Below are 19663 nucleotides of genomic sequence, written 5' to 3'. Positions count from 1 at the left end.
GTATCACACGGTCGCGGCGGTGAGCCTGCGTAGCGCTTCGACCACGACTTCCGGATCTGTGGTCGTCCAGTAGGGCGGTAGCGAAGCACGCAGATAGCCGCCGTAGCGAGCGTTGGCCAGGCGGGAATCGAGGATGGCGACCACGCCGCGGTCGTCGACGCTGCGCAGCAGCCGCCCGGTGCCTTGGGCGAGCAGCAGCGCGGCGTGATTGGCGGCTACGGTCATGAAGCCGTTCCCGCCCCGCGCTTCTACTGCCCGTTGCCGTGCCGCGAGCAGCGGGTCGTCCGGGCGTGGAAACGGGATGCGATCGAGGATCACCAGGCTCAACGATGGTCCTGGCACATCGACCCCCTGCCACAACGACAGGGTGCCGAACAGTGAGGTTTCCGGATCGTCGGCGAAAGCGCGTACCAATGCGCCCGTGGCATCGTCGCCCTGGCACAGCACCGGTGTCGGTAACCGGTCACGCAGCGCGTCGGCAGCCGCTCGGGCCGCGCGCATCGAGGAGAACAGTCCGAGGGTGCGTCCACCCGCCGCGGTGATCAGCCGCTCGATCTCGTTCAGGCAGCTGGGTGCGAGCCCGTCGCGGCCCGGTGCGGGCAGATGTTTCGCGACGTAGAGAATGCCGGACTTGGCGTGATCGAACGGTGAGCCGACATCGAGCGAGTTCCAGCGGATGGTGTCGGCATCCGCTGGCGCCTCGGCGCCGTTCGCGGTGGCCGGATCGATACGAGCGCCCGACTGCGCGGGCAGGCCCCAGGTGGTCGCGAGGCCGTCGAACGACCCGCCGATCTGCAAGGTGGCCGAGGTCAGTACGACGGTCGCGGTGCCGAAGAGCCTGCTGCGCAGCAGGCCGCCCACCGAAAGCGGCGCCATGCGCACGGTGCGGCGCACTACGCCGCGGATATCGTCGGCTGCCAGCCAGATGACATCGCGCCTTGCGGCCGGATCGGGTTCATCGAATGCGGTCAACGCGCGCACCGCACTGTCGTGCACCTCGTCGATCGCGGCCAGCGCGAGCGTACGGGCGATGGACTCCTCCGGATCACCCGATGCGGAGGTGCCCGCCTTTGGTGCGAGGGCGGTCCGCGCATTCCACGCGGTATCGCGGATGAGGGCCAGCACCGGGGCGATACCGTCGGGCAAGACATCCCACCGGGCGGCGGGCAGCTCCTCCAGTGCGGTATGCCAGGCCTCGGCGGCGCTGTCCAAACGGTCGATCTCCCGTTCGTCGATCAGCTTGGCGCAGCGCTTGGCGGCCGCGCTGATCGCAGCGGGGGCGAGTTCGGCAGTCGCCACACCGGTGACCCGGTCGACCAGCTCATGCGCCTCGTCGATGATCACAACATCGTGTTCCGGCAGGATCTGGATATCGCTGATCGCGTCGATCGCGAGCAGCGCGTGATTGGTCACCACCACATCGGCCTGCGCTGCCTCGGCTCTGGCGCGTTCGGCGAAGCAGTCCTGACCGAATGGGCAGCGCGATTTACCGAGGCATTCCCGTGACGACACGCTGACCTGTCGCCAAGCGCGGTCGCTCACCCCTGGAGCGAGTTCGTCGCGGTCCCCGGTCTCGGTGTCGGAGGCCCATTCGTTGAGCCGCTGTACTTCACGGCCGAGGCGCGAGATCGCGAACGCGTCGAACAGCTCCGCCTCGGCGGGTTCGTCCGGGATCGCACTGTTGATCTTGTTCAAACAGAGATAGTTGTTGCGGCCCTTGAGGATCGCGAATTGCGGGGCGCGCTCCAGCGGTGCGCGCAGTGCGTCGGCCAATCGGGGCAGATCGCGGTCGACCAATTGTCGCTGTAATGCGATGGTCGCGGTGGAGACCACGACGGTGCGGCCGGTTCGCACCGCATGCCGCAGACTCGGCACCAGGTACGCCAGTGACTTGCCGGTGCCGGTCCCGGCCTGCACCGCGAGGTGCTCCTTGGTGTCTATCGCGTGGTCCACTGCCGCGGCCATTGCCACCTGCCCGGTGCGCTCTGTGCCGCCGAGCGCTTGTACGGCAATGGCCAAAAGGTTGGAAACGGGCGGCGATTCGGGCACGTCAGCAGCCTACTCGGTGCCGGTGACAGCGCAGAGCCGGTGATAACAGAGAAGGCGGGCGCGACCGGATGGGCTATCGAGGGATGTTCCCTTCCAGATCGATGCCTGCTCCGCGCATACGGTCCATCGCGGCGCTGACGGTGGCAGGCGCGACACCGGCGGTGAGATCGAGCAGGACCCTGGTGTCGAACCCCTCGATGCGCGCGTCCAGAGCGGTGGCACGCACGCAGTGGTCGGTGGCGAGACCGACGATATCCACGGCATCGACATCGCGTTTACGCAGCCAGTCGGCCAGGTCGGTGCCGTCATCCGTAGTGCCCTCGAACCCTGAATAGGCCGCCGAATACGCACCCTTCGAAAAGATCTCCTGAATGGGGTGCGTGGTCAAGGCCGGGTGGAAATTCGCGCCATGGGTTCCGGCTCGGCAGTGTGGCGGCCAGCTGTCGGCGTAGTCGGGATCGTCGGAGAAATGGGAACCGGGATCGATGTGGTAGTCGCGGGTCGCGACGACCGCACTGTAGTTCCGCACGGTGAGGTGCGCGCTGATACGAGTGGCTACCGTGGTGCCCCCGGCGACCGCGAGCGCCCCACCCTCGCAGAAATCGTTCTGGACGTCGACGATGATCAATGCTCGGAGCATGGTGACCTCCCGCAGGATCTATAAGGTGACCTATCCCGATTCTTCTGGTCGGCCGGCGGAATACTTCACCCGACGCGTGGGAAATTCCCGGTACATACGCGACGAAACGGGCTCGGTATGTGCTGTTCGCGGCGGGTACGCGGCCGTGCCGAGCACGCGTGGTCCTCAGGCGGTGGTCTTCTAGACGAAGGTGGTCGTGATGGCCGGTTCACCCGCCGACAGTTTCAGCCCCTCCCACGGCAGGCTGGTCAGTCCGCGGGCGACCAGTTCGCGGCTCTGTGCCAGGGTCGGCAGGTCCGCAACGTGTTCGCCACCACGGATCAGGGGCCTGAGCAGCGCGCGGGTATACAAGCCCGGTGTGGGTGGCACCGGCCCTGTCGCCGGATAGATGATCTCCTCGACGATCGTGCCGGTGTCACGGGCCAGGCGGATCGCCTTCTTGGTGCCGCCACGCGACTGCTTATGACTGCTGCGCTTGGCGACCGGTACCCCATCCACCTCGACCAGCTTGTAGACCATTCCGGCGGTCGGCGCCCCCGACCCGGTGACAAGCGCCGTTCCGACACCGTACGCATCGACCGGTTCGGCCCGCAGCGCGGCGATGGCATACTCATCGAGGTCGCCGGAGACCACGATGCGGGTCTCGGTGGCGCCGAGGGCGTCGAGTTGGCCGCGCACCTGCCGGGCCAGTACGCCGAGATCACCGGAGTCGATCCGGACGCCACCCAGTTCGGTACCCGCTACTTCGATGGCAGTCGCCACGCCCGAGGTGATATCGAAGGTGTCCACCAGGAGCGTCGTCCCGACCCCGAGTGTGCGTACCTGGGCACGGAAGGCATCGGCCTCATGCGCCCCGTCCTGGCCGCTGTGTAGCAGGACGAATGCGTGCGCACTTGTGCCTGCGCCAGGAATCCCGTAGCGGCGCACCGCCGCCAGATTCGAGGTGGCGTCGAAACCGGCGAGGTATGCGGCGCGGGCACTGTCGGGCGCGGCCCGTTCGTGGGTGCGCCGCGAGCCCATTTCGATCATCCCGCGGCCACCGGCGGCGCTCACCATACGCGCGCCAGCGGACGCGATGGCGCTGTCGTGGTTGAGAATCGACAGGATCAGCGTCTCCAGCACCACGCATTCGGCGAAGCTGCCGCGTACCGAGAGGATCGGGGAGCCGGGAAAATAGAGTTCGCCCTCGGCATAGCCGTCGATATCGCCGGTGAATCGATAGTCGCGCAACCATTCGAGGGTGCGCCGATCCGAGAACGACGCGGCGACGGCCAGGTCCGTCTCGCCGAACCGGAACCGCGACAGCTCGTCGAGTAGTCGTCCGGTACCCCCGGTCACGCCGTAACGACGCCCATGAGGCAAATTTCTGGCAAACGCCTCGAATGTGCACCGGCGCGTCGCGGAACCGTCGGTGAGTGCCGCGGCGAGCATGGTCAGTTCGTACTGGTCGGTCAGCAGTGCTGTGCTGTCGACACCGTCGTGCGGGTTCACGAAGCCACTGTAGATATCATGGCTGGATACCATGGTTGGAGTGCGGCCTTCGGCATCGCGCCGGTGAACTCCGAAATGCGCGAATCGAGGCTGTGTGGGTGTTGTTTCTCTGGGCTCACGTCGTACTCTTGACGTTATGGCCTTGTGCAACGTAGTCCGGGGCGACGTCATCATGGGCTCTGTCGCCTGTGCTGTCGCTGGCGCCGCGAACCCGACATTATCAGCGGCACAGGCGACCCCGGAGGCAGTCGAGTACACCGAGATCCTGGAAGCGGAGGACCGTCCCTGGGTCACTGTGGTCTGGGACGATCCGGTCAATCTCATGCACTATGTGACCTATATCTTCCAGAAGCTGTTCGGCTACAGCAAAGCGAAGGCGACCGAACTGATGTTGAAGGTGCACAACGAGGGCAAAGCTGTGGTTTCGTCCGGCTCGAGGGACAAGATGGAACATGATGTCCAACGACTACACGCGGCGGGCCTCTGGGCCACCATGCAGCGGGATGACTGATCGGGACGACTACCCTGACGCCGTGCGTAAATGGAGCAGGAAGAACTCGCTGAGCGGTCTCAAACTGCGTTCCGAGATGGACGCACGTGAGGCCAATGTGCTCAGGTCGCTGGTAGGAGCAGTTTCCGGGTTGCTCACCGAGCGTGCGGGGTCCGCCCCGGAAGACGATTTGGCGGCGTTGACCGGCCTGCGTTCCGGGAACACCGCCCAGCCGGACGATCCGCGGCTACGCAGGCTCCTCCCGGACTTCCATCGGAGTGAACCCGGCTCGCCGGACGCCGAGCGCGCCGACCTCAACAGTGCGCTGCGCGGCCTCTACGAGCCCGACATCATCGATGCCAAGCTGGCGGCGGGCTCGGTCGTGCTGGATACGGTGCCGACCTCGGGCGGCAAGATCGCGCTCACCCCGGAACAGGCCGATGCCTGGCTGGCCGCGCTCACCGATGTGCGGCTCGCGCTCGGCGCGGTGCTGAGCATCGATGCCGATACGCCCGACCAGCTCGATCCCGATGATCCGCGTGCCCCGCATCTGGACGTGTACCACTGGCTGACCTGGATGCAGGATTCGTTGCTGCAGGCACTGGCTCCCTGACCGGTTCCGGTGCGAAGATCGTTCCGGTTGGGCAGTGTCTTCGCGCCGTGAGGAGTGGTGATGGGGAATGTCATATCGGGGCAACGAGATTCGCTCACCGATGTCTCCGGAATACTGGTCGGTCATCATCATGTTCTCGACCGCGACGCTACGTTGGGTACCGGGGCGGCGACTGGATGTACGGTCGTGCGGGTACCCGGTGGCGCGACAGCGGCGGTCGATGTGCGCGGCGGTGGGCCTGGTACGCGGGAGACCGATCTGCTCGATCCGGGTAACACCGTCCGCCGGGTCGACGCGATTCTGCTGACCGGTGGCAGTGCCTACGGTCTCGCCGCGGCTGATGGCGTGATGCGCAAGCTGGAGGAGGACGGCGCGGGCATCGTGATGGATCCGGCGGATCCGGGCCGGGTGGTGCCCATCGTCCCAGGCGCGGTGATCTTCGATCTTCCCGTCGGCGCATGGGACATCCGGCCGACCGCTGAGTTCGGTTATCGTGCGGCCGCCGCGGCGGCGACCGGCTTCGCCCGCGGATCGGTCGGCGCAGGCGTCGGCGCACGCGCCGGATCGATCAAGGGCGGTGTCGGGACCGCGAGCATCGTCCTGAGCGACGGCGCCGCCGCCGGTATCACTGTCGCCGCATTGATCGTGGCCAATCCGGTTGGCTCGGTATTCGATCCGCGCACCGGATTGCCATGGGGCTGCGGCACCGACGGACCGGACTTCTTCGGGCTGCGTGCGCCGACCGACGAGCAGCTGGCGGCAGCCAACACGCTGCCGGTGAAGGGAACAGTGCTGAATACCACCATCGGAGTCGTAGCCACGGATGCCGCGCTCGATCCGGCCGGGTGCCGCCGGGTGGCTGTCACCGCGCACGACGGCCTGGCCAGAGCGATCCGTCCCGCGCATTCCCCGCTCGACGGAGACACGCTCTTCGCGCTGGCCACCGGGACGGCCGATATACGTGCGAGCCCGCCGCTACCCCCTGCTTTCCCCGCCGATCTGCTTGTTGTGGACCAGATCTGCACGGCGGCCGCCGTCTGTGTCGAGCGCGCCGTCGTCGATGCGATCCGCTCGGCACACGCGGTCGCGGGCATTCCCGCCTATCGCGACCTGTTCCCCGGTTGAACCACCGAATCGGTACCCGTGATCGGCCGGAACCGGGACCGGCCGACAACCCGGTGGGAATACCTGAATATCCTGGCTCGTTGTCGACTGCGATGGGTCGGCGTTGTGGAAAGGTGTACTACCCGTGTTGGTGATCAGGGCCGATCTCGTGGAGTCGATGGTGGCGCACGCGCGCGCCGATCACCCGGATGAGGCATGTGGTGTCATCGCGGGGCCGGAGGGATCGGATCGCCCGGAGCGATTCATCGCCATGGTCAATGCCGAGCGCTCACCCACCTTCTACCGTTTCGATTCCGGGGAACAGTTGAAGGTGTGGCGCGAGATGGACGATGCCGATGAGATACCGGTGGTGATCTATCACTCACATACCGCCACCGAGGCATATCCGAGCCGGACCGATGTGTCCTATGCCGCCGAGCCGTTCGCGCACTATGTGCTGATCTCCACCCGTGATCCGGAGCAGCACGAGCTGCGCAGCTATCGGATCGTCGACGGCGTGGTCACCGAGGAGCCGGTGCGGATCGTCGAAGCATACGAGAGCTAGTGCTCAGCGCGACTACGACCGCGCGACTACGACCGATACTTGTCCGTGGGATCGATGTTTTTCTGTGAGATCAAGGAGTACCCATGCCGGTAACCGTGTCCATCCCGACCATCATGCGCGGCCTCACCGGAGGTGAGAAGCGGGTGCCCGCCGAGGGGGCCACGCTGGCCGCGCTGATCGACGATCTGGAGGCCAACCACCCCGGTCTGGCCGAGCGCCTGCTCAAGGACGGCAAGCTGAACCGGTACGTCAATATCTACATCGACGATGAGGATGTGCGGTTCGCGGGCGGTCTAGCGGCCGAGGTGCCCGAGGACGCCAGCGTGACCATCCTTCCCGCCGTGGCCGGAGGCTGATCGGTTCGTGGCGCGTTATGAATCGCTGATCGCGACACTCGGCGACACACCGCTGGTCGGGTTGCGCATCCTGTCTCCGCAGTGGGATGGCGAGAATCATGTGCGGTTGTGGGCCAAACTCGAGGATCGTAACCCCACCGGCTCGATCAAGGACCGGCCCGCGCTACGCATGATCGAGCAGGCCGAGGCCGAGGGGTTATTGCGCCCCGGCTGCACCATTCTGGAACCGACCAGCGGAAACACCGGTATTTCCCTGGCCATGGCCGCCAAACTCAAGGGTTACCGGATGATCTGTGTGATGCCGGAGAACACTTCGGTGGAGCGGCGGCAGCTGCTCACCATGTTCGGCGCGCAGATCATCGATTCTCCCGCGGCGGGCGGCTCCAATCAGGCGGTGGCGCTGGCCAAGCAGATCGCGGCCCAGAACCCGGAGTGGGTGATGCTCTACCAATACGGCAATCCGGCGAACGCGCTGGCGCACTATGAGCACACCGGCCCGGAGTTACTGGCAGACCTGCCGGAGATCACGCACTTCGTCGCAGGCCTCGGTACCACAGGCACCTTGATGGGCGTCGGCCGTTTCCTGCGCGAGAAGGTGCCTGACATCGAGATCATCGCCGCCGAGCCGCGCTACGGTGAGCTGGTCTACGGCCTGCGCAATATCGACGAGGGTTTCATTCCTGAGCTGTACGACGAGAGCGTGCTGACTTCCCGTTTCTCGGTCGGTCCGCACGATGCGGTGAAACGAACCCGCGAACTGGTGGGTGAAGAGGGAATCTTCGCCGGGATCTCCACCGGGGCGATTCTGCATGCCGCGCTCGGTGTCGCTCGCAAGGCGGTACGGGCGGGCACGCGCGCCGATATCGCGTTCGTGGTCGCCGACGGCGGCTGGAAGTATCTGTCCACCGGGGCCTATGAGGGCACCCTGGAAGAGGCGGAAGATCGGCTCGACGGTCAGCTCTGGGCCTGAGGTACCGGCATGCCGGTACCCTGAGGTCGGCGGGGCCGCAACCCCCGCATGGCGAGGAGGTGGCCATGACCGGCACGCAGTTCGGCCCGTCGTTCGACCCGGATCGGATCGCCGCGATCCGTGCGCAGCGCGGCAGCCCCGGTGGTGCGCACGGGTTCTCCGCTCCGGTATCGAACAGAGGTCTCGCCGCGGTCAAACGGCTGTGGCTGCGGTCGGTGGTGTTGATTTGCGGATTCATCGTGCTGCTCTACGCCATCGAAGGGGTCGATACGGTGATCGGCCCTCGGCTCGACAACGCGGGTATCGTGCCACGTCAGGTCGATGGACTGTCCGGCATACTGTTCGCCCCGGTGCTGCACGCCGGGTGGGGTCATCTCATCGGCAATACGGTTCCGGCGTTGGTGCTCGGTTTCCTGGTGCTGCTGGCAGGGATCGGTCGTGGTCTGGCCGCGACCGCGATCATCTGGTTCGTGGCAGGGGTCGGCACCTGGCTCACCGGAGCGCCGGGCAGTCTGCATCTGGGCGCTTCCGCGCTGGTGTTCGGTTGGCTGACCCTGCTCATCTCACGCGGCTGGTTCGCCAGAAATATCACGCATATCCTGCTCGGACTCGTCGTATTGGCCTGCTACGGGTCGTTGCTGTGGGGCGTCTTACCCGGACCACCCGGAATATCGTGGCAGGGGCATCTTTTCGGGGCATTGGGTGGACTTCTCGCCGGATGGGTACTCTCTGCTGATGAACGTCGACGCCGCCGCGGGGAGAGAGTTGGAGTCAGCGCGTTGCCGCGGTAAGCGCGTTGCCCACCGGGAAATGTGGGGGATCCCTTCTTGAACGAGAATTCCGCGTGGCAGCATGAGGGCATGCGCCTTACCGTTCTCGGGTGCTCGGGCAGCGTGTCCGGCCCGGATTCTCCCGCGTCGGGGTATTTGCTGACCGGCCCGGATATGCGGCCGACAGTCATGGATTTCGGTCCAGGAGTGCTCGGTGCCCTGCAACGTTATGCCGATCCAGGTGAGGTCGATATTTTTTTGACTCATCTGCACGCGGACCACTGCCTCGATCTGCCCGGCCTGCTGGTGTGGCGGCGCTACCATCCGGTGCCACCGGTGGGGAGGGCGATCGTGCGTGGCCCCGCCGATACCTCGCAACGCATCGGTAACGCCTCCGCCGAAGTCGGCGGTGCGTGCGACGACTGGTCGGATGTCATCGACATGCGCCCCTGGATCGAAGGTGAGCCGGTCGAGTTCGGTCCAGGGCACCGACTGATCGCCCGCCGGATGTATCACCCGCCGGAGTCCTACGGCCTACGGATCACCAGTGCGAGCGGACGCGTCTTCGTCTACACCGGTGATACCGCGTTGTGCCCGCAGGTCCGGGAACTGGCCCAGGGGGCAGACATCCTGATGGCCGAGGCGTCCTGGACCCACGACCCGGCGAATCGGCCGCCCGGCATTCACCTTTCGGGCACCGAAGCGGGCATGATCGCCGCCGAGGCCGGGGTGAAGGAGCTGCTGCTCACCCATATCCCACCGTGGACCTCACGCGAAGATGTGATCGCGGAAGCGAAGGAACAGTTCACCGGCCCGGTACACGCAGTAGCCCCAGGCGAGACCTTCGACCTCTGAGCCCCGCGCTGCCTCACCCGAAACACACCCCATCCACACCGCAGGCATGCCAAGTCCAGCACGACAAGCAACCCCAGAACAGGGCTGCTTGTCGTGCACAAGAGCGTGCCCCCGCCCCTCGCGCCCACTCCACAGACAACAAGTGCATCTACGCGAGCTCTCCCAGCCCCGTTCGGTGCGAGTCTTACGAGCACCGTTCGCGGCCCGTCTCGCGTCCGAGTAACCGAAGCGCATGCGCCGCAGGCGCGAGTCTCGGTTGCTCGGGCGCGAGACCCCGGAGGGCCGCGAACCCGCCGCCCCGGAGGGGCGGCAAATCAGACACAGCAGGCGCGAGTCTCGGTCGCTCGAGCACAAGATTCCCAAGGGCCGCGAGCCCGCAGTGCCGCAGTGGCAGAAAATCAACCCCAGAACAGGGCTGGTAGTCGTGCAGTAGAGCATGCTTCGCCCCCGTACCCAAGCCATAGACAACAAGTGCATCTGCGCGAGCTCTCCCAGCCCCGTCGGGTGCGAGTCTTACGAGCACCGTTCGCGGCCCGTCTCGCGTCCGAGTAACCGAAGCGCATGCGCCGCAGGCGCGAGTCTCGGTTGCTCGGGCGCGAGACTCCGGAGGGCCGCGAACCCGCCGCCCCGGAGGGGCGGCAAATTAGACACAGTAGGCTGTGGCCCGTGTCGAGACGAGCCGATGGCAGGGCGGATGATGAACTCCGCGAGGTCCGGATCACGCGTGGATTCACCACGCATCCAGCTGGTTCGGTGCTGGTCGAATTCGGCCAGACGCGGGTGATGTGTACCGCGAGCGTTACCGAGGGGGTTCCTCCGTGGCGCCGTGATTCCGGGTTGGGCTGGCTCACCGCGGAGTACGCGATGCTGCCTGCCGCGACCCATACCCGTAGTGGCCGTGAGTCGGTCAAGGGCAGGGTCGGTGGGCGGACCCAGGAGATCAGCCGTCTGGTCGGTCGTTCGTTGCGTGCTTGTATCGATCTGGCGGCTATCGGGGAGAACACCATCGCGATCGATTGTGATGTCCTTCAGGCCGATGGTGGCACCAGAACGGCCGCTATCACCGGCGCCTATGTCGCTTTGGCCGATGCCGTGACCTATCTCGGTGCGACCGGTGCCTTGGCCGATCCGCAGCCGATCTCGTGTGCGATCGCCGCGGTGAGCGTAGGTGTGGTCGATGGCCGGGTGCGTTTGGATCTGCCGTATGAAGAGGATTCGCGTGCCGAAGTCGATATGAATGTGGTCGCTACGGATACCGGAACGCTGGTGGAGATCCAGGGCACCGGCGAGGGCGCCACGTTCCCGCGTTCTACTCTGGACAAACTGCTCGATGCCGCGCTCGCTGGCTGTGAGCAGTTGTTCGCGGTGCAGAAAGAGGCATTGGCGTTACCGTATCCCGGTCTGCTTCCCGAGCCGGACGATGTGAAGAAGAAGTGATGTCCCGCCGGGTGCTGGTGGCCAGCCGCAATGCCAAGAAACTGGGCGAGCTGCGCCGCATCCTCGACGAGGCGGGCATCGTCGGTGTCGAGATTGTCGGGTTGAACGACGTCTCCCCCTATGCGGAGGCTCCGGAGACCGGGGCGACGTTCGAGGAGAATGCGCTGGCCAAGGCCCGTGATGGTGCGGCGGCCACCGGATTGGCCTGTGTCGCCGATGATTCCGGCCTCGAGGTGGATGCGTTGCGCGGGATGCCCGGCGTATTGTCGGCGCGCTGGTCGGGTAGGCACGGTGATGACGCCGCCAATAACGCGCTGCTGTTGGCGCAGCTCGCGGAGGTTCCGGATGAGCGGCGTTGCGCGCGGTTCGTCTCGGCCTGCGCATTGGTGGTGCCGGGCGGCGCCGAGACTGTGGTGCGTGGGGAATGGCCGGGGGCGATCGGGCGGAAGCCTGCAGGTGCGGGTGGTTTCGGCTATGACCCGTTGTTCATCCCGGAGGGTGGTGCGGTCACCGCGGCTCAGTTGACGCCGGCGCAGAAAGACGCGGTGTCGCATCGTGGCCGGGCTTTGGCCCGGTTGGTGCCCGCGCTGGCCGCATTGTCGCTAGAGGACCGACCTCGCCTGGAGGACTGACGCCGAGGATGGATCAGCGGGGTCGGCTCAGACGCCGAATTCCTGTTTGATCCGCTTGGCGTTGACGTGCTCGACGTAGAACGACAGCAGCGGGATGGTGCCTGCGAGCAGGGTGCCGATGGTGCGCCACGCGGACCAGCGGACCTTGATCGCGAGATCGGTGGTGAACAGTAGGTACACGAAGTACACCCAGCCGTGCACCACGGCGATCCAGGTGGGGGGGTGCATACCGAAACCGTATTTGGCGATCATCTCACCGGTGAGCAGCAGCAGCCACAGGCCGGTGATCCAGGCCAAGGTGCGATAGCGCAGCAGCGCCGACCCGATTTTGGCGGTGTTCGCCGTCCGCGCGGGAGTGACAGTGGTTTCGGTGGGGTTCTCGCTGGTGGTCAACCGGCGCTCCTCTCGCGGGCGTATCGGCCCGCCGCGGGGGCCTGCTCCTCGGTATCGGTGGCATACAGTTCGGCGAGGTATCGGTTGTACTCGGCGAGCACGGGATCCTCGTCCCGTATGGCTTTCGGGCGCTCCGGTAGCAGTCCCGCTGGGATCTCCCGGAGCACGACCGGTTGGGGGGTGGGTCCGGACCTGGTGGGACTATCCGGTGCGGCTTCGTCTTCTTCCTCGGCTTCGCGCTCCAGCCGGACGAACCGGAAGTAGGCGAAGACGGCGAAGCCTGCGAACAACGGCCATTGCAGCGCGTACCCGAGATTCTGGCCGGTGCCACCTGTGGACTCGTACCGCTCCCACTGCCACCAGGCCAGCGCCAGGCAGCCCAGCGCGACGATGATCACCAGCGCGATGAGGGCCGGGCGGTTGTGCGCCGAGCGGCGAGAGGGGGCGGACACGAACTCTACGGTACCTGTATCACCGCGTGGGCCGTAGCGCCAGGTACCGCGCATTACGTGGAGTGTCCGCCATCACTCAGAATTCGTAGATGACCTGGGTCCGCCGCTCGGATTCCGTCCATACCCGCTGCCACAGATCCTTGTTCTTCGACAGCCGGGTGGACGGTGCGGCCGCCACCGGGCCCTGGGTTCCGAAGAATCTGGTCGGACCCCAGAAGATCGTGGGGTCGGCATCGGGCATGGTCGCCGCGAACAGTGTGGAGTGCGCCGCCTTGGCCGGCGGGTGCCCGATCAAGCGGACGAATGGCTTGGAGAGGTAATCGAGCGGGGTCTCGGTATGTGAGAACAGGCCGGTGTCCGAGACGCCGGGGTGCACGGCGTAGGAGCGTTTGGTCGACCCGGCTTCGGTCAGCCTGCGCTGCAATTCCCGCGCGAACATCAGATTGCACAGCTTGGACTGCGCGTACGCGAGATTACGCTGGTAACGCCGGTTCTCGTAGTCGAGATCATCGATCCAGAGTTTGGGTGTCTGCCGGTGCGCGATGCTGGACAGCGTCACGACGCGATCGGAGATCCGGTCCAGTAACAGTCCGGTGAGTGCGAAGTGCCCTAGATGGTTGATGCCCCACTGCATTTCGAAACCGTCTTTGGTCCTGGAGAACGGCAGGTTCATCATGCCAGCGTTGTTGATCAGTACATCGAACGTGGCGCAACTGTCGGCGAACTTGCGCACCGAGGCCAGATCGGCCAAATCCAGTTCGGCTACCCGGACATCGCCGTCGATACCGTCGGCGACTTTTTTCGCTGTGGTCGTATTGCGACAGGCCATGATCACAGTCGCGCCTTTGCCCGCGAGGACTTCAGTGGTAATAGCGCCCAGGCCGCCGTTAGCGCCGGTGACGACGAAGGTGCGTCCGGACTGGTCTGGGATTTCAGTAGGTTTCCACGCCATATGTCGACCCTACTCGGGAGAGGCTCGAGGTAGCGGGTGCGGCGTTCGGTACCGATCGTGTCGATGGCGCGATCGGTACCGAACGAGCGGTATTACGAAATGTCCGCGTTCAGGGGCAGGTACGCAGTACCTGGACCATGGCATCTTTCTCGGCCGGGGTAACCCAGAGCTGATAGGCAGCCTTTACTTGGATCTGCCTGGTCAGGTAGGCGCACTGGTAGTTTTTGTTCGGCGGGAGCCAGGACGCCGCGTCGGAGTCGCTTTTGGATTGGTTGGCCGGGCCGTCTACCGCTTGCAGGTTCAGCGGATCGTTGGCCAGTTCGCGGCGGCGTTCGGCGGAAAGTTTTTGTGCGCCTTTCTGCCAGGCGTCCGATAGCGCGACGATATGGTCGATCTGCACGTCCCCCGAGGACTTCGGGCCGCGCGTGAAGTGAATGATCTCGCCGGTGTAGGGGTCGTCGAGGGTGCCTGTCGCGACGAGGCATGTACCCGATTTGAACGTCACCTCGGTCAGGTCGCGTTGGAGGATGTCGTTGCGGGTGTCGCAGCCGTTGTTGCCACCGGGCACCGAGACCTTATCGGTCCAGGGCGGGCCGAACTCATCACGGTCGTAGCCGGTTGTGGGGGCGCGGTCCGCGACGCGCAGCGAATCCAGTAGTGCGAGGGCGTCACGGCTGGGGATGGCGGCCGGTGTACCCGAGCATGTTCGGCTGCCTGGCTCGCACTCTCCGGTGCTGGAATCACTGTCGAGATCGAGGTAGTAGTAGCCAAGGGCGATGACGATCGCGATGACGAAACCGGTCAGAGCAGTCCGCTGTTTCTTGGTGATCGTCATCGAAGTTCCTAACGTCGTTGTCCCCCAGCCATTGTGTCTGGCGACAAGGTACCCGGTAGTGCGTTACCGTCGTATCCGCGAGGGCATCCCGCGATCGCCGGACCCTTGCCATCCGGTCGCTATCCCCGTGCATCGCACAGCTGTTCGGCGGCGTTCTTTCGGTGTGGTGTTCTCGCACCGTGGTGTTCTCGCACCGTGGGTTCTTACGTTGTGGGGGATGGACGGCGCGGCACGGCCTATCACCGGGTATCGGGTGTTATCGTCACGCTATGCCGGATATGCGCGATATTCAGCATCGGGTGGTGACGACGCTCCAGCGTCGAGTCGGTAACCCGATCCTTCGGAGAGTTCCAGGGCAGATCCTTTTGGAGACCACCGGCCGGGTCAGTGGGCAGCCGCGGATCACCCCGATCGGTGGACAGCGGACCGGGCGGGAATTCTGGCTCGTCTCCGAGTTCGGCGAGCGGTCGCAATATATCCGGAATATCAAGGCGGACAACCGGGTTAGGCTTCGTATCGGTGGGCGCTGGCAAGCGGGAACCGCGCATCTGCTGCCCGAGGACGACCCGCGTGCCCGGCTCGCCGACTTGCCGCGCGCCAATAGTACGGCCGTCCGGCTCATCGGTACCGATCTGCTCACTGTTCGGATCGATCTGGAGGACTGAACCGGCGCGCAGCGGGTCGCTAGGTATGCGGTCGGGTGCTCAGCGCTTCGGGTCGCGGCCGGTCGTCACGCCGGTGTGGGCGATCCTATTGCTGTCGCTGCGGTTTTCGCGCGGGATACGTAGTGCTCCGGCTGCCCACAATGCGATGCCGATATATACCGCTTGTTCTGGGATGCGTACCCATAGCGGGGTCGCGGGTTCGCCGTTGAAGGGGATGTCCCAGGCTGCGATGTAGATATTGGCGGGCAGTAGTGCGACGAACAGCGCGGCCAGCCCGAGTCCGGCCCATCGGCGGGTGCGGGCACGGAACAGCCCTGCCGCGCCGAGTAGTTCCAGAATGCCGGTCAGGTAGATCAGCGCGCTTGGTAGCGGTACGCCTGGCGGCACCATCGGTATGAAGTCCGCGTGGGTGGGAACGGGGGAGTGCACACCGGTCTCCGGGAGGAAGTGCGTGGTGCCGGTCATGATCAGCATGACGCCTAGGGCGTAAGCGCCACAGACCGGCCATTCGGTGAACCGGCGGGCGCCGAGGGCACCTGCGGCCCGCAGGATGAACAGGGTGATCAGCAGGACGATGAGGGTTTCCATCAGGTCTCCATGGGATGCGTCGGTCGGAGCTGGTGATGTGGTGAGCCGCAGCGGTGGGTGCCGCGGGGCGCTGATCGGTGGGTACCGCACACCGCCTTTATGAAACTCTAACTATCGATAGTTGTACTATCGACAAGAATTATGGATAGCTGTACTTCCCGCTGTCAAGACGTCGATCGAGTCCGAGGAGTCCGATGCGGATCGCCGAACTCAGCCGCAGAAGTGGTGTTCCCGCCGCGACGATCAAGTACTACGTGCGCGAGGGGTTGTTGCCTCCCGGTGTGCGAACCCACCGCAACCAGGCCGAATACCAGGATGAGCATGTCAGCCGCCTGCGGCTGATCCGGGCGCTGGTCGATATCGGCGGTCTGTCTATCGAGGCGGCGAAAGAACTACTCGGGGTGCTCGACAGTGGTGGCCTGTCCGCACGCGACTCGCTCGGCCGTGTGCAGTACGCCCTGGGCGGGCGCAGGTCATTACTCGGTGACGAGCAGCGATCCGGCGCCGCCGAAGATATCGCGGCGTTGTTCGACCGGCGCGGCTGGCGTATCGACGCCGACAGCCCCGCTCGCGGCGCCCTGATCGATGTCTGCGCCGCGCTGCGCCTGTTGGGGCATGCCGATGTGGTTGCGGTATTGGACGAGTACGCAGCTGCCAGCGAAGCCATCGCTGCCACCGATATCGCCTTGGTCCGCAAAGAACCCGATCTGGAGCGGATGACCGAAACCGCGATCGTCGGAACGATTTTGGGTGACACCGTGCTTTCCGCACTGCGTCGTCTGGCGCAGGAGCATCTTTCCGGCACACTGTTGCCGTCATCTGATTCCACAGTGCCCGATGAGCTCTGACGCGGTCGTCGAATGTGTTCTCGGTCATTGAATGCGCGCAATTCGCTACGACTGCGCAATTCACTGAGACGATGGTGACCATGATCCGTGTGCTGCTCGCTCGCTGGACTGTTCTCCTGCCACTACTCGCGTTGCTGGTCCTCGCGGGCGTCTGGAGCCAGAGTTTGTCCGGCGTTGTGGTGGGGATCGTGATGGTTGTGCTGATCGGGGTGGTGCTCTCGGCGGTGCATCACGCGGAAGTGGTCGCACACCGGGTCGGGGAGCCGTTCGGCTCACTGGTGCTCGCGGTCTCGGTCACCGTGATCGAAGTCGCGCTCATCCTTGCTTTGATGACCTCGGGCGAAAACAAGACCTTCACATTGGCTCGCGATACGGTCTTCGCCGCGGTCATGATCACCTGCAACGGCATTGTCGGGCTTTCACTCTTGGCCGGGGCGCTGCGCAGGCGGATAGCGGTATTCAATGCCGAGGGCACTGTCGCGGCGCTGGCCACTGTCGCTACGCTGGCCACTCTCAGCCTCGTATTGCCGACCTTCACCACCAGTAAGCCGGGTCCGGAGTTCTCCGCGGGGCAGCTGGCCTTCGCCGCGGTGGCTTCGCTCGCGCTGTACGGCTTGTTCATCATGGTGCAGACGGTTCGTCACCCGGACGACTTCCTTCCGGTCGAGACCACGAGCGTCGTCGCGGAGGAGGACGAGCACGCGCACTTGCCGAGCGCTCGTACCGCCCTGCTCAGCTTCACTCTGTTGCTGGTCGCCTTGGTCTGCGTTGTCGGGCTGGCCAAGGTCACCTCGCCCACTGTCGAGTCGATGGTCGAATCGGTGGGTCTGCCGCAGTCGGCGGTCGGTGTAGTGATCGCGCTGCTGGTGTTGCTCCCCGAGACGCTGGCCGCGGTGCGGGCCGCTCGCCGGGGCCGAGTTCAGATCAGCCTCAACCTGGCGCTGGGTTCGGCCATGGCGAGTATCGGCCTGACCATTCCGGCGATCGCCGTGGCGAGCATCTGGCTGGATGGGCCGCTGGTACTCGGTTTGGGGGCGACCCAAATGGTTCTACTGGCCCTGACCGTCATCGTGGGTGCTCTCACGGTCGTGCCGGGACGGGCGACTCTCTTGCAAGGAGGCGTTCATCTGGCGCTGTTCGCGGCTTTCCTATTCCTCGCCGCCAGTCCTTAGCCGGGGAAGAGCGTGGTCGGTTCGATCCATACGCTCCCGGCGGGTTCCTCCGCTCAGCGTGGATGCTGTGCCTCGTATATGGCGCGTTCCCGCGCTCGTCGCTGCGCCCGTCGCGGGTTCTCCAGATCCGCGGGCAATCCGTGTTTGATCAGGCGGTGTGCGCGATTCATCGGCATGAAGGCGACCGTATAGAACAGCAGCAGTAGCAGCACCAGCGTCGCTGCCGCGGTGCGCAGCCACAGCTCGCCGGGAAGCAGCAGAATCACAACGAACACCGGAAGGAACGGCACCACTCCGCGTAGCACATGCCTGGCAGCGGCATACCTGCCGGTGAGGTCGTTGCGTACCCAATCGAGCATGGAATCTGGTAGGCGGCGTCCGAAGACATAGCCGATCCATTGGATGGGATTGGGCCGTTGCGGCTTCGGGGTCATACCTCGGCTCCTCGGAAGGTGGAGTGGGTCAGGGTGTTTTCTGGGGTGATATGCGTTGCCCGGCGGGCCGCGTTGTTGACTCGGGTGAGCACGTCGCGGAGCTCTTCGAGGTCGGCTACTGTCACGCCGAGCTGTCGCACGACGGCAGGCGGGATCTGCTCGGCCTGTTCGCGTAGCTCGGCCCCGGCCTCGGTCAGGTTCACCACCAGATTGCGCTCGTCTCTGCTGTCTCGTTCTCTGGTGATCAATCCCGCGCTTTCCAAGCGTTTGAGCAGTGGTGACAGTGTGGGGGAATCGAGCTGGACAGCGTCGGCGATCGCCTTGACCGACATCGGTGCCTCGCCCCAGAGCGCGAGCATCACCAGGTATTGCGGGTGGGTGAGCCCAAGCGGCTCCAATAGTGGTCGATAGACGGCCAGTACCGAGCGATTGGCCACTGCCAACGCGAAGCACACCTGCCGGTCCAGTCGCAGTGGATCGTCGTTCTCTGTCGGCATGTCTCCTCCTCGTTCTCCGACCATATTAGTGCATGAATAATTAATGCACTAAGTGTTGGGGGTGAGTGCTCCCGGCGGCCCCGGTCGAGAGGGCTCAGACTCCAGCGACCCCGGCGAGCCCGCCGATGCCATAGGTGATCGCCATGGCCAGCGCGCCACCGAGCACCACCCGGACTACTGCTCGTCCACGGGGGCTTCCGCCCAGACGGGCGCTGACCGAACCGGTGATCGCGAGTGCCACCAGAACAGCCACGAAGGTCACCGGAATGCGCGCGCTCGCCGGCGGCAACAGGATGGCGAGCAGCGGAAGCAATGCGCCGAGAAGGAACGCGCCCGCCGAGGCCAGCGCCGCCAGCCATGGGTTGGTCAGCTCGGCCGGGTTCAAGCCGAGCTCGGCTTCGGCGTGCGCGGTGAACGCATCGTGTGCGGTGAGCTCCTCGGCGACTTTGCGCGCGGTTTCCGGTGTCAGGCCTTTGGCTTGATAGATGCCCGTGAGCTCGACCAATTCGGATTCCGGTTGCTCACGTAACTCTTTGCGCTCTCTTGCCAGCAGCGCGCGCTCCGAATCGCGCTGGGTGCTGACCGAGACGTATTCGCCCACCGCCATCGAGATCGCGCCTGCCGACAGGCCTGCGATGCCCGCGGTGAACAACGCCGTGGTATCGGTCGTAGCCGCGGCGACGCCGACGACAAGCCCCGCGGTAGAGACGATGCCATCGTTCGCGCCGAGTACACCCGCCCGCAGCCAGTTCAGTTTGGCTGCGAAACCGTTGCCGTGCGGTTCATGCGGATGTGGGCCGAGCGGGCCGAGCGTGCGCTCCATAAAGCGCAGGTTATGTCATTGTTCTCGGCGGG

General features: G+C 65.2%; 24 protein-coding genes. 13 read left to right on the top strand and 11 right to left on the bottom strand.

All coding sequences use genetic code 11. From position 1 onward, the window contains the following. Window positions 1–3 precede the first annotated feature (3 nt). The 3 genes from ACL02S_RS12045 to ACL02S_RS12035 all read right to left on the bottom strand — a co-directional run bounded on the left by ACL02S_RS12045 (window position 4) and on the right by ACL02S_RS12035 (window position 4213). Window positions 4–2049: an ATP-dependent DNA helicase gene (locus ACL02S_RS12045; protein ID WP_412802447.1), complete on the bottom strand. Its 2046-nt coding sequence runs from the start codon at window positions 2047–2049 to the stop codon at window positions 4–6. Between the two features lie 73 nt (window positions 2050–2122). After that, complete coding sequence (locus ACL02S_RS12040) at window positions 2123–2689, bottom strand: nicotinamidase (protein WP_412802446.1); 567 nt, start codon at window positions 2687–2689, stop codon at window positions 2123–2125. Window positions 2690–2869: 180 nt separating this feature from the next. Then, a complete protein-coding gene (locus ACL02S_RS12035) occupies window positions 2870–4213 on the bottom strand; it encodes a nicotinate phosphoribosyltransferase (protein ID WP_412802445.1) in 1344 nt (447 codons plus the stop codon). A 103-nt stretch (window positions 4214–4316) separates the two neighbouring features. Between ACL02S_RS12035 and clpS the strand changes: the two genes are divergently transcribed. From clpS to rdgB, 10 genes are all read left to right on the top strand, one after another. After that, window positions 4317–4691, top strand: coding sequence for an ATP-dependent Clp protease adapter ClpS (gene clpS, locus ACL02S_RS12030; RefSeq protein WP_412802444.1), 375 nt, complete (start codon window positions 4317–4319; stop codon window positions 4689–4691). A gap of 22 nt (window positions 4692–4713) precedes the next feature. Then, entirely contained in the window at window positions 4714–5283 is a 570-nt protein-coding gene (aosR, locus tag ACL02S_RS12025) for an oxidative stress transcriptional regulator AosR (protein ID WP_412802486.1), read from the top strand. 60 nt (window positions 5284–5343) lie between these two features. After that, the gene (locus ACL02S_RS12020) at window positions 5344–6408 is read left to right on the top strand and encodes a P1 family peptidase (RefSeq protein ID WP_412802443.1); all 1065 of its coding nucleotides are present in this window, start codon (window positions 5344–5346) and stop codon (window positions 6406–6408) included. 124 nt (window positions 6409–6532) lie between these two features. After that, window positions 6533–6952, top strand: coding sequence for a M67 family metallopeptidase (locus ACL02S_RS12015; protein ID WP_412802442.1), 420 nt, complete (start codon window positions 6533–6535; stop codon window positions 6950–6952). Window positions 6953–7035: 83 nt separating this feature from the next. Further along, on the top strand, window positions 7036–7308 hold the full coding sequence (locus ACL02S_RS12010) for a MoaD/ThiS family protein (protein WP_412802441.1): 273 nt from the start codon (window positions 7036–7038) through the stop codon (window positions 7306–7308). A gap of 7 nt (window positions 7309–7315) precedes the next feature. Continuing rightward, a complete protein-coding gene (locus ACL02S_RS12005) occupies window positions 7316–8278 on the top strand; it encodes a PLP-dependent cysteine synthase family protein (protein ID WP_412802440.1) in 963 nt (320 codons plus the stop codon). 65 nt (window positions 8279–8343) lie between these two features. Then, a complete protein-coding gene (locus ACL02S_RS12000; protein WP_412802439.1) occupies window positions 8344–9069 on the top strand; it encodes a rhomboid family intramembrane serine protease in 726 nt (241 codons plus the stop codon). A 69-nt stretch (window positions 9070–9138) separates the two neighbouring features. Then, window positions 9139–9903: a cyclic nucleotide-degrading phosphodiesterase gene (locus ACL02S_RS11995; protein WP_412802485.1), complete on the top strand. Its 765-nt coding sequence runs from the start codon at window positions 9139–9141 to the stop codon at window positions 9901–9903. A 666-nt stretch (window positions 9904–10569) separates the two neighbouring features. Continuing rightward, on the top strand, window positions 10570–11340 hold the full coding sequence (gene rph, locus ACL02S_RS11990; RefSeq protein WP_412802438.1) for a ribonuclease PH: 771 nt from the start codon (window positions 10570–10572) through the stop codon (window positions 11338–11340). Next, window positions 11340–11972, top strand: coding sequence for an RdgB/HAM1 family non-canonical purine NTP pyrophosphatase (gene rdgB / locus ACL02S_RS11985; protein WP_412802437.1), 633 nt, complete (start codon window positions 11340–11342; stop codon window positions 11970–11972). Before rph ends, rdgB begins: the two co-directional genes overlap by 1 nt. Window positions 11973–11999: 27 nt before the next feature. Here rdgB and ACL02S_RS11980 read toward each other — a convergent pair whose 3' ends face one another. The 4 genes from ACL02S_RS11980 to ACL02S_RS11965 form a co-directional block, all read right to left on the bottom strand. Beyond that, complete coding sequence (locus ACL02S_RS11980) at window positions 12000–12365, bottom strand: DUF3817 domain-containing protein (protein WP_412802436.1); 366 nt, start codon at window positions 12363–12365, stop codon at window positions 12000–12002. Further along, entirely contained in the window at window positions 12362–12817 is a 456-nt protein-coding gene (locus tag ACL02S_RS11975; RefSeq protein ID WP_412802435.1) for a transcriptional regulator, read from the bottom strand. The genes ACL02S_RS11980 and ACL02S_RS11975 overlap by 4 nt, the downstream gene beginning before the upstream one ends. Window positions 12818–12893: 76 nt before the next feature. Next, window positions 12894–13769, bottom strand: coding sequence for an oxidoreductase (locus ACL02S_RS11970; protein ID WP_412802434.1), 876 nt, complete (start codon window positions 13767–13769; stop codon window positions 12894–12896). A gap of 109 nt (window positions 13770–13878) precedes the next feature. Continuing rightward, the gene (locus tag ACL02S_RS11965) at window positions 13879–14604 is read right to left on the bottom strand and encodes an HNH endonuclease family protein (protein ID WP_412802433.1); all 726 of its coding nucleotides are present in this window, start codon (window positions 14602–14604) and stop codon (window positions 13879–13881) included. Between the two features lie 269 nt (window positions 14605–14873). Between ACL02S_RS11965 and ACL02S_RS11960 the strand changes: the two genes are divergently transcribed. Continuing rightward, window positions 14874–15269: a nitroreductase/quinone reductase family protein gene (locus tag ACL02S_RS11960; RefSeq protein ID WP_412802432.1), complete on the top strand. Its 396-nt coding sequence runs from the start codon at window positions 14874–14876 to the stop codon at window positions 15267–15269. Window positions 15270–15308: 39 nt separating this feature from the next. On the opposite strand, the gene ACL02S_RS11955 is transcribed toward ACL02S_RS11960, so the two are convergent. Then, a complete protein-coding gene (locus ACL02S_RS11955; RefSeq protein ID WP_412802431.1) occupies window positions 15309–15857 on the bottom strand; it encodes a DoxX family protein in 549 nt (182 codons plus the stop codon). 194 nt (window positions 15858–16051) lie between these two features. Here ACL02S_RS11955 and ACL02S_RS11950 point away from each other — a divergent pair, with 194 nt between their 5' ends. Further along, window positions 16052–16705 (top strand): MerR family transcriptional regulator, encoded by a 654-nt coding sequence (locus ACL02S_RS11950; protein WP_412802430.1) that lies wholly within the window; start codon window positions 16052–16054, stop codon window positions 16703–16705. A gap of 71 nt (window positions 16706–16776) precedes the next feature. Further along, the gene (locus tag ACL02S_RS11945; RefSeq protein ID WP_412802429.1) at window positions 16777–17877 is read left to right on the top strand and encodes a calcium:cation antiporter; all 1101 of its coding nucleotides are present in this window, start codon (window positions 16777–16779) and stop codon (window positions 17875–17877) included. A 53-nt stretch (window positions 17878–17930) separates the two neighbouring features. Here the strand turns inward: ACL02S_RS11945 and ACL02S_RS11940 are convergent, their stop codons facing one another. The 3 genes from ACL02S_RS11940 to ACL02S_RS11930 all read right to left on the bottom strand — a co-directional run bounded on the left by ACL02S_RS11940 (window position 17931) and on the right by ACL02S_RS11930 (window position 19631). Next, window positions 17931–18311 (bottom strand): DUF5313 family protein, encoded by a 381-nt coding sequence (locus tag ACL02S_RS11940; RefSeq protein ID WP_412802428.1) that lies wholly within the window; start codon window positions 18309–18311, stop codon window positions 17931–17933. Continuing rightward, window positions 18308–18808: a MarR family winged helix-turn-helix transcriptional regulator gene (locus ACL02S_RS11935; protein WP_412802427.1), complete on the bottom strand. Its 501-nt coding sequence runs from the start codon at window positions 18806–18808 to the stop codon at window positions 18308–18310. The genes ACL02S_RS11940 and ACL02S_RS11935 overlap by 4 nt, the downstream gene beginning before the upstream one ends. 94 nt (window positions 18809–18902) lie before the next feature. Continuing rightward, a complete protein-coding gene (locus ACL02S_RS11930; protein WP_412802426.1) occupies window positions 18903–19631 on the bottom strand; it encodes a VIT1/CCC1 transporter family protein in 729 nt (242 codons plus the stop codon). Between the last annotated feature and the right edge of the window lie 32 nt (window positions 19632–19663).

Source organism: Nocardia spongicola (assembly GCF_047200775.1).
Lineage (GTDB): Bacteria > Actinomycetota > Actinomycetes > Mycobacteriales > Mycobacteriaceae > Nocardia.
This window is presented reverse-complemented; position numbering and strand designations above follow the sequence as displayed.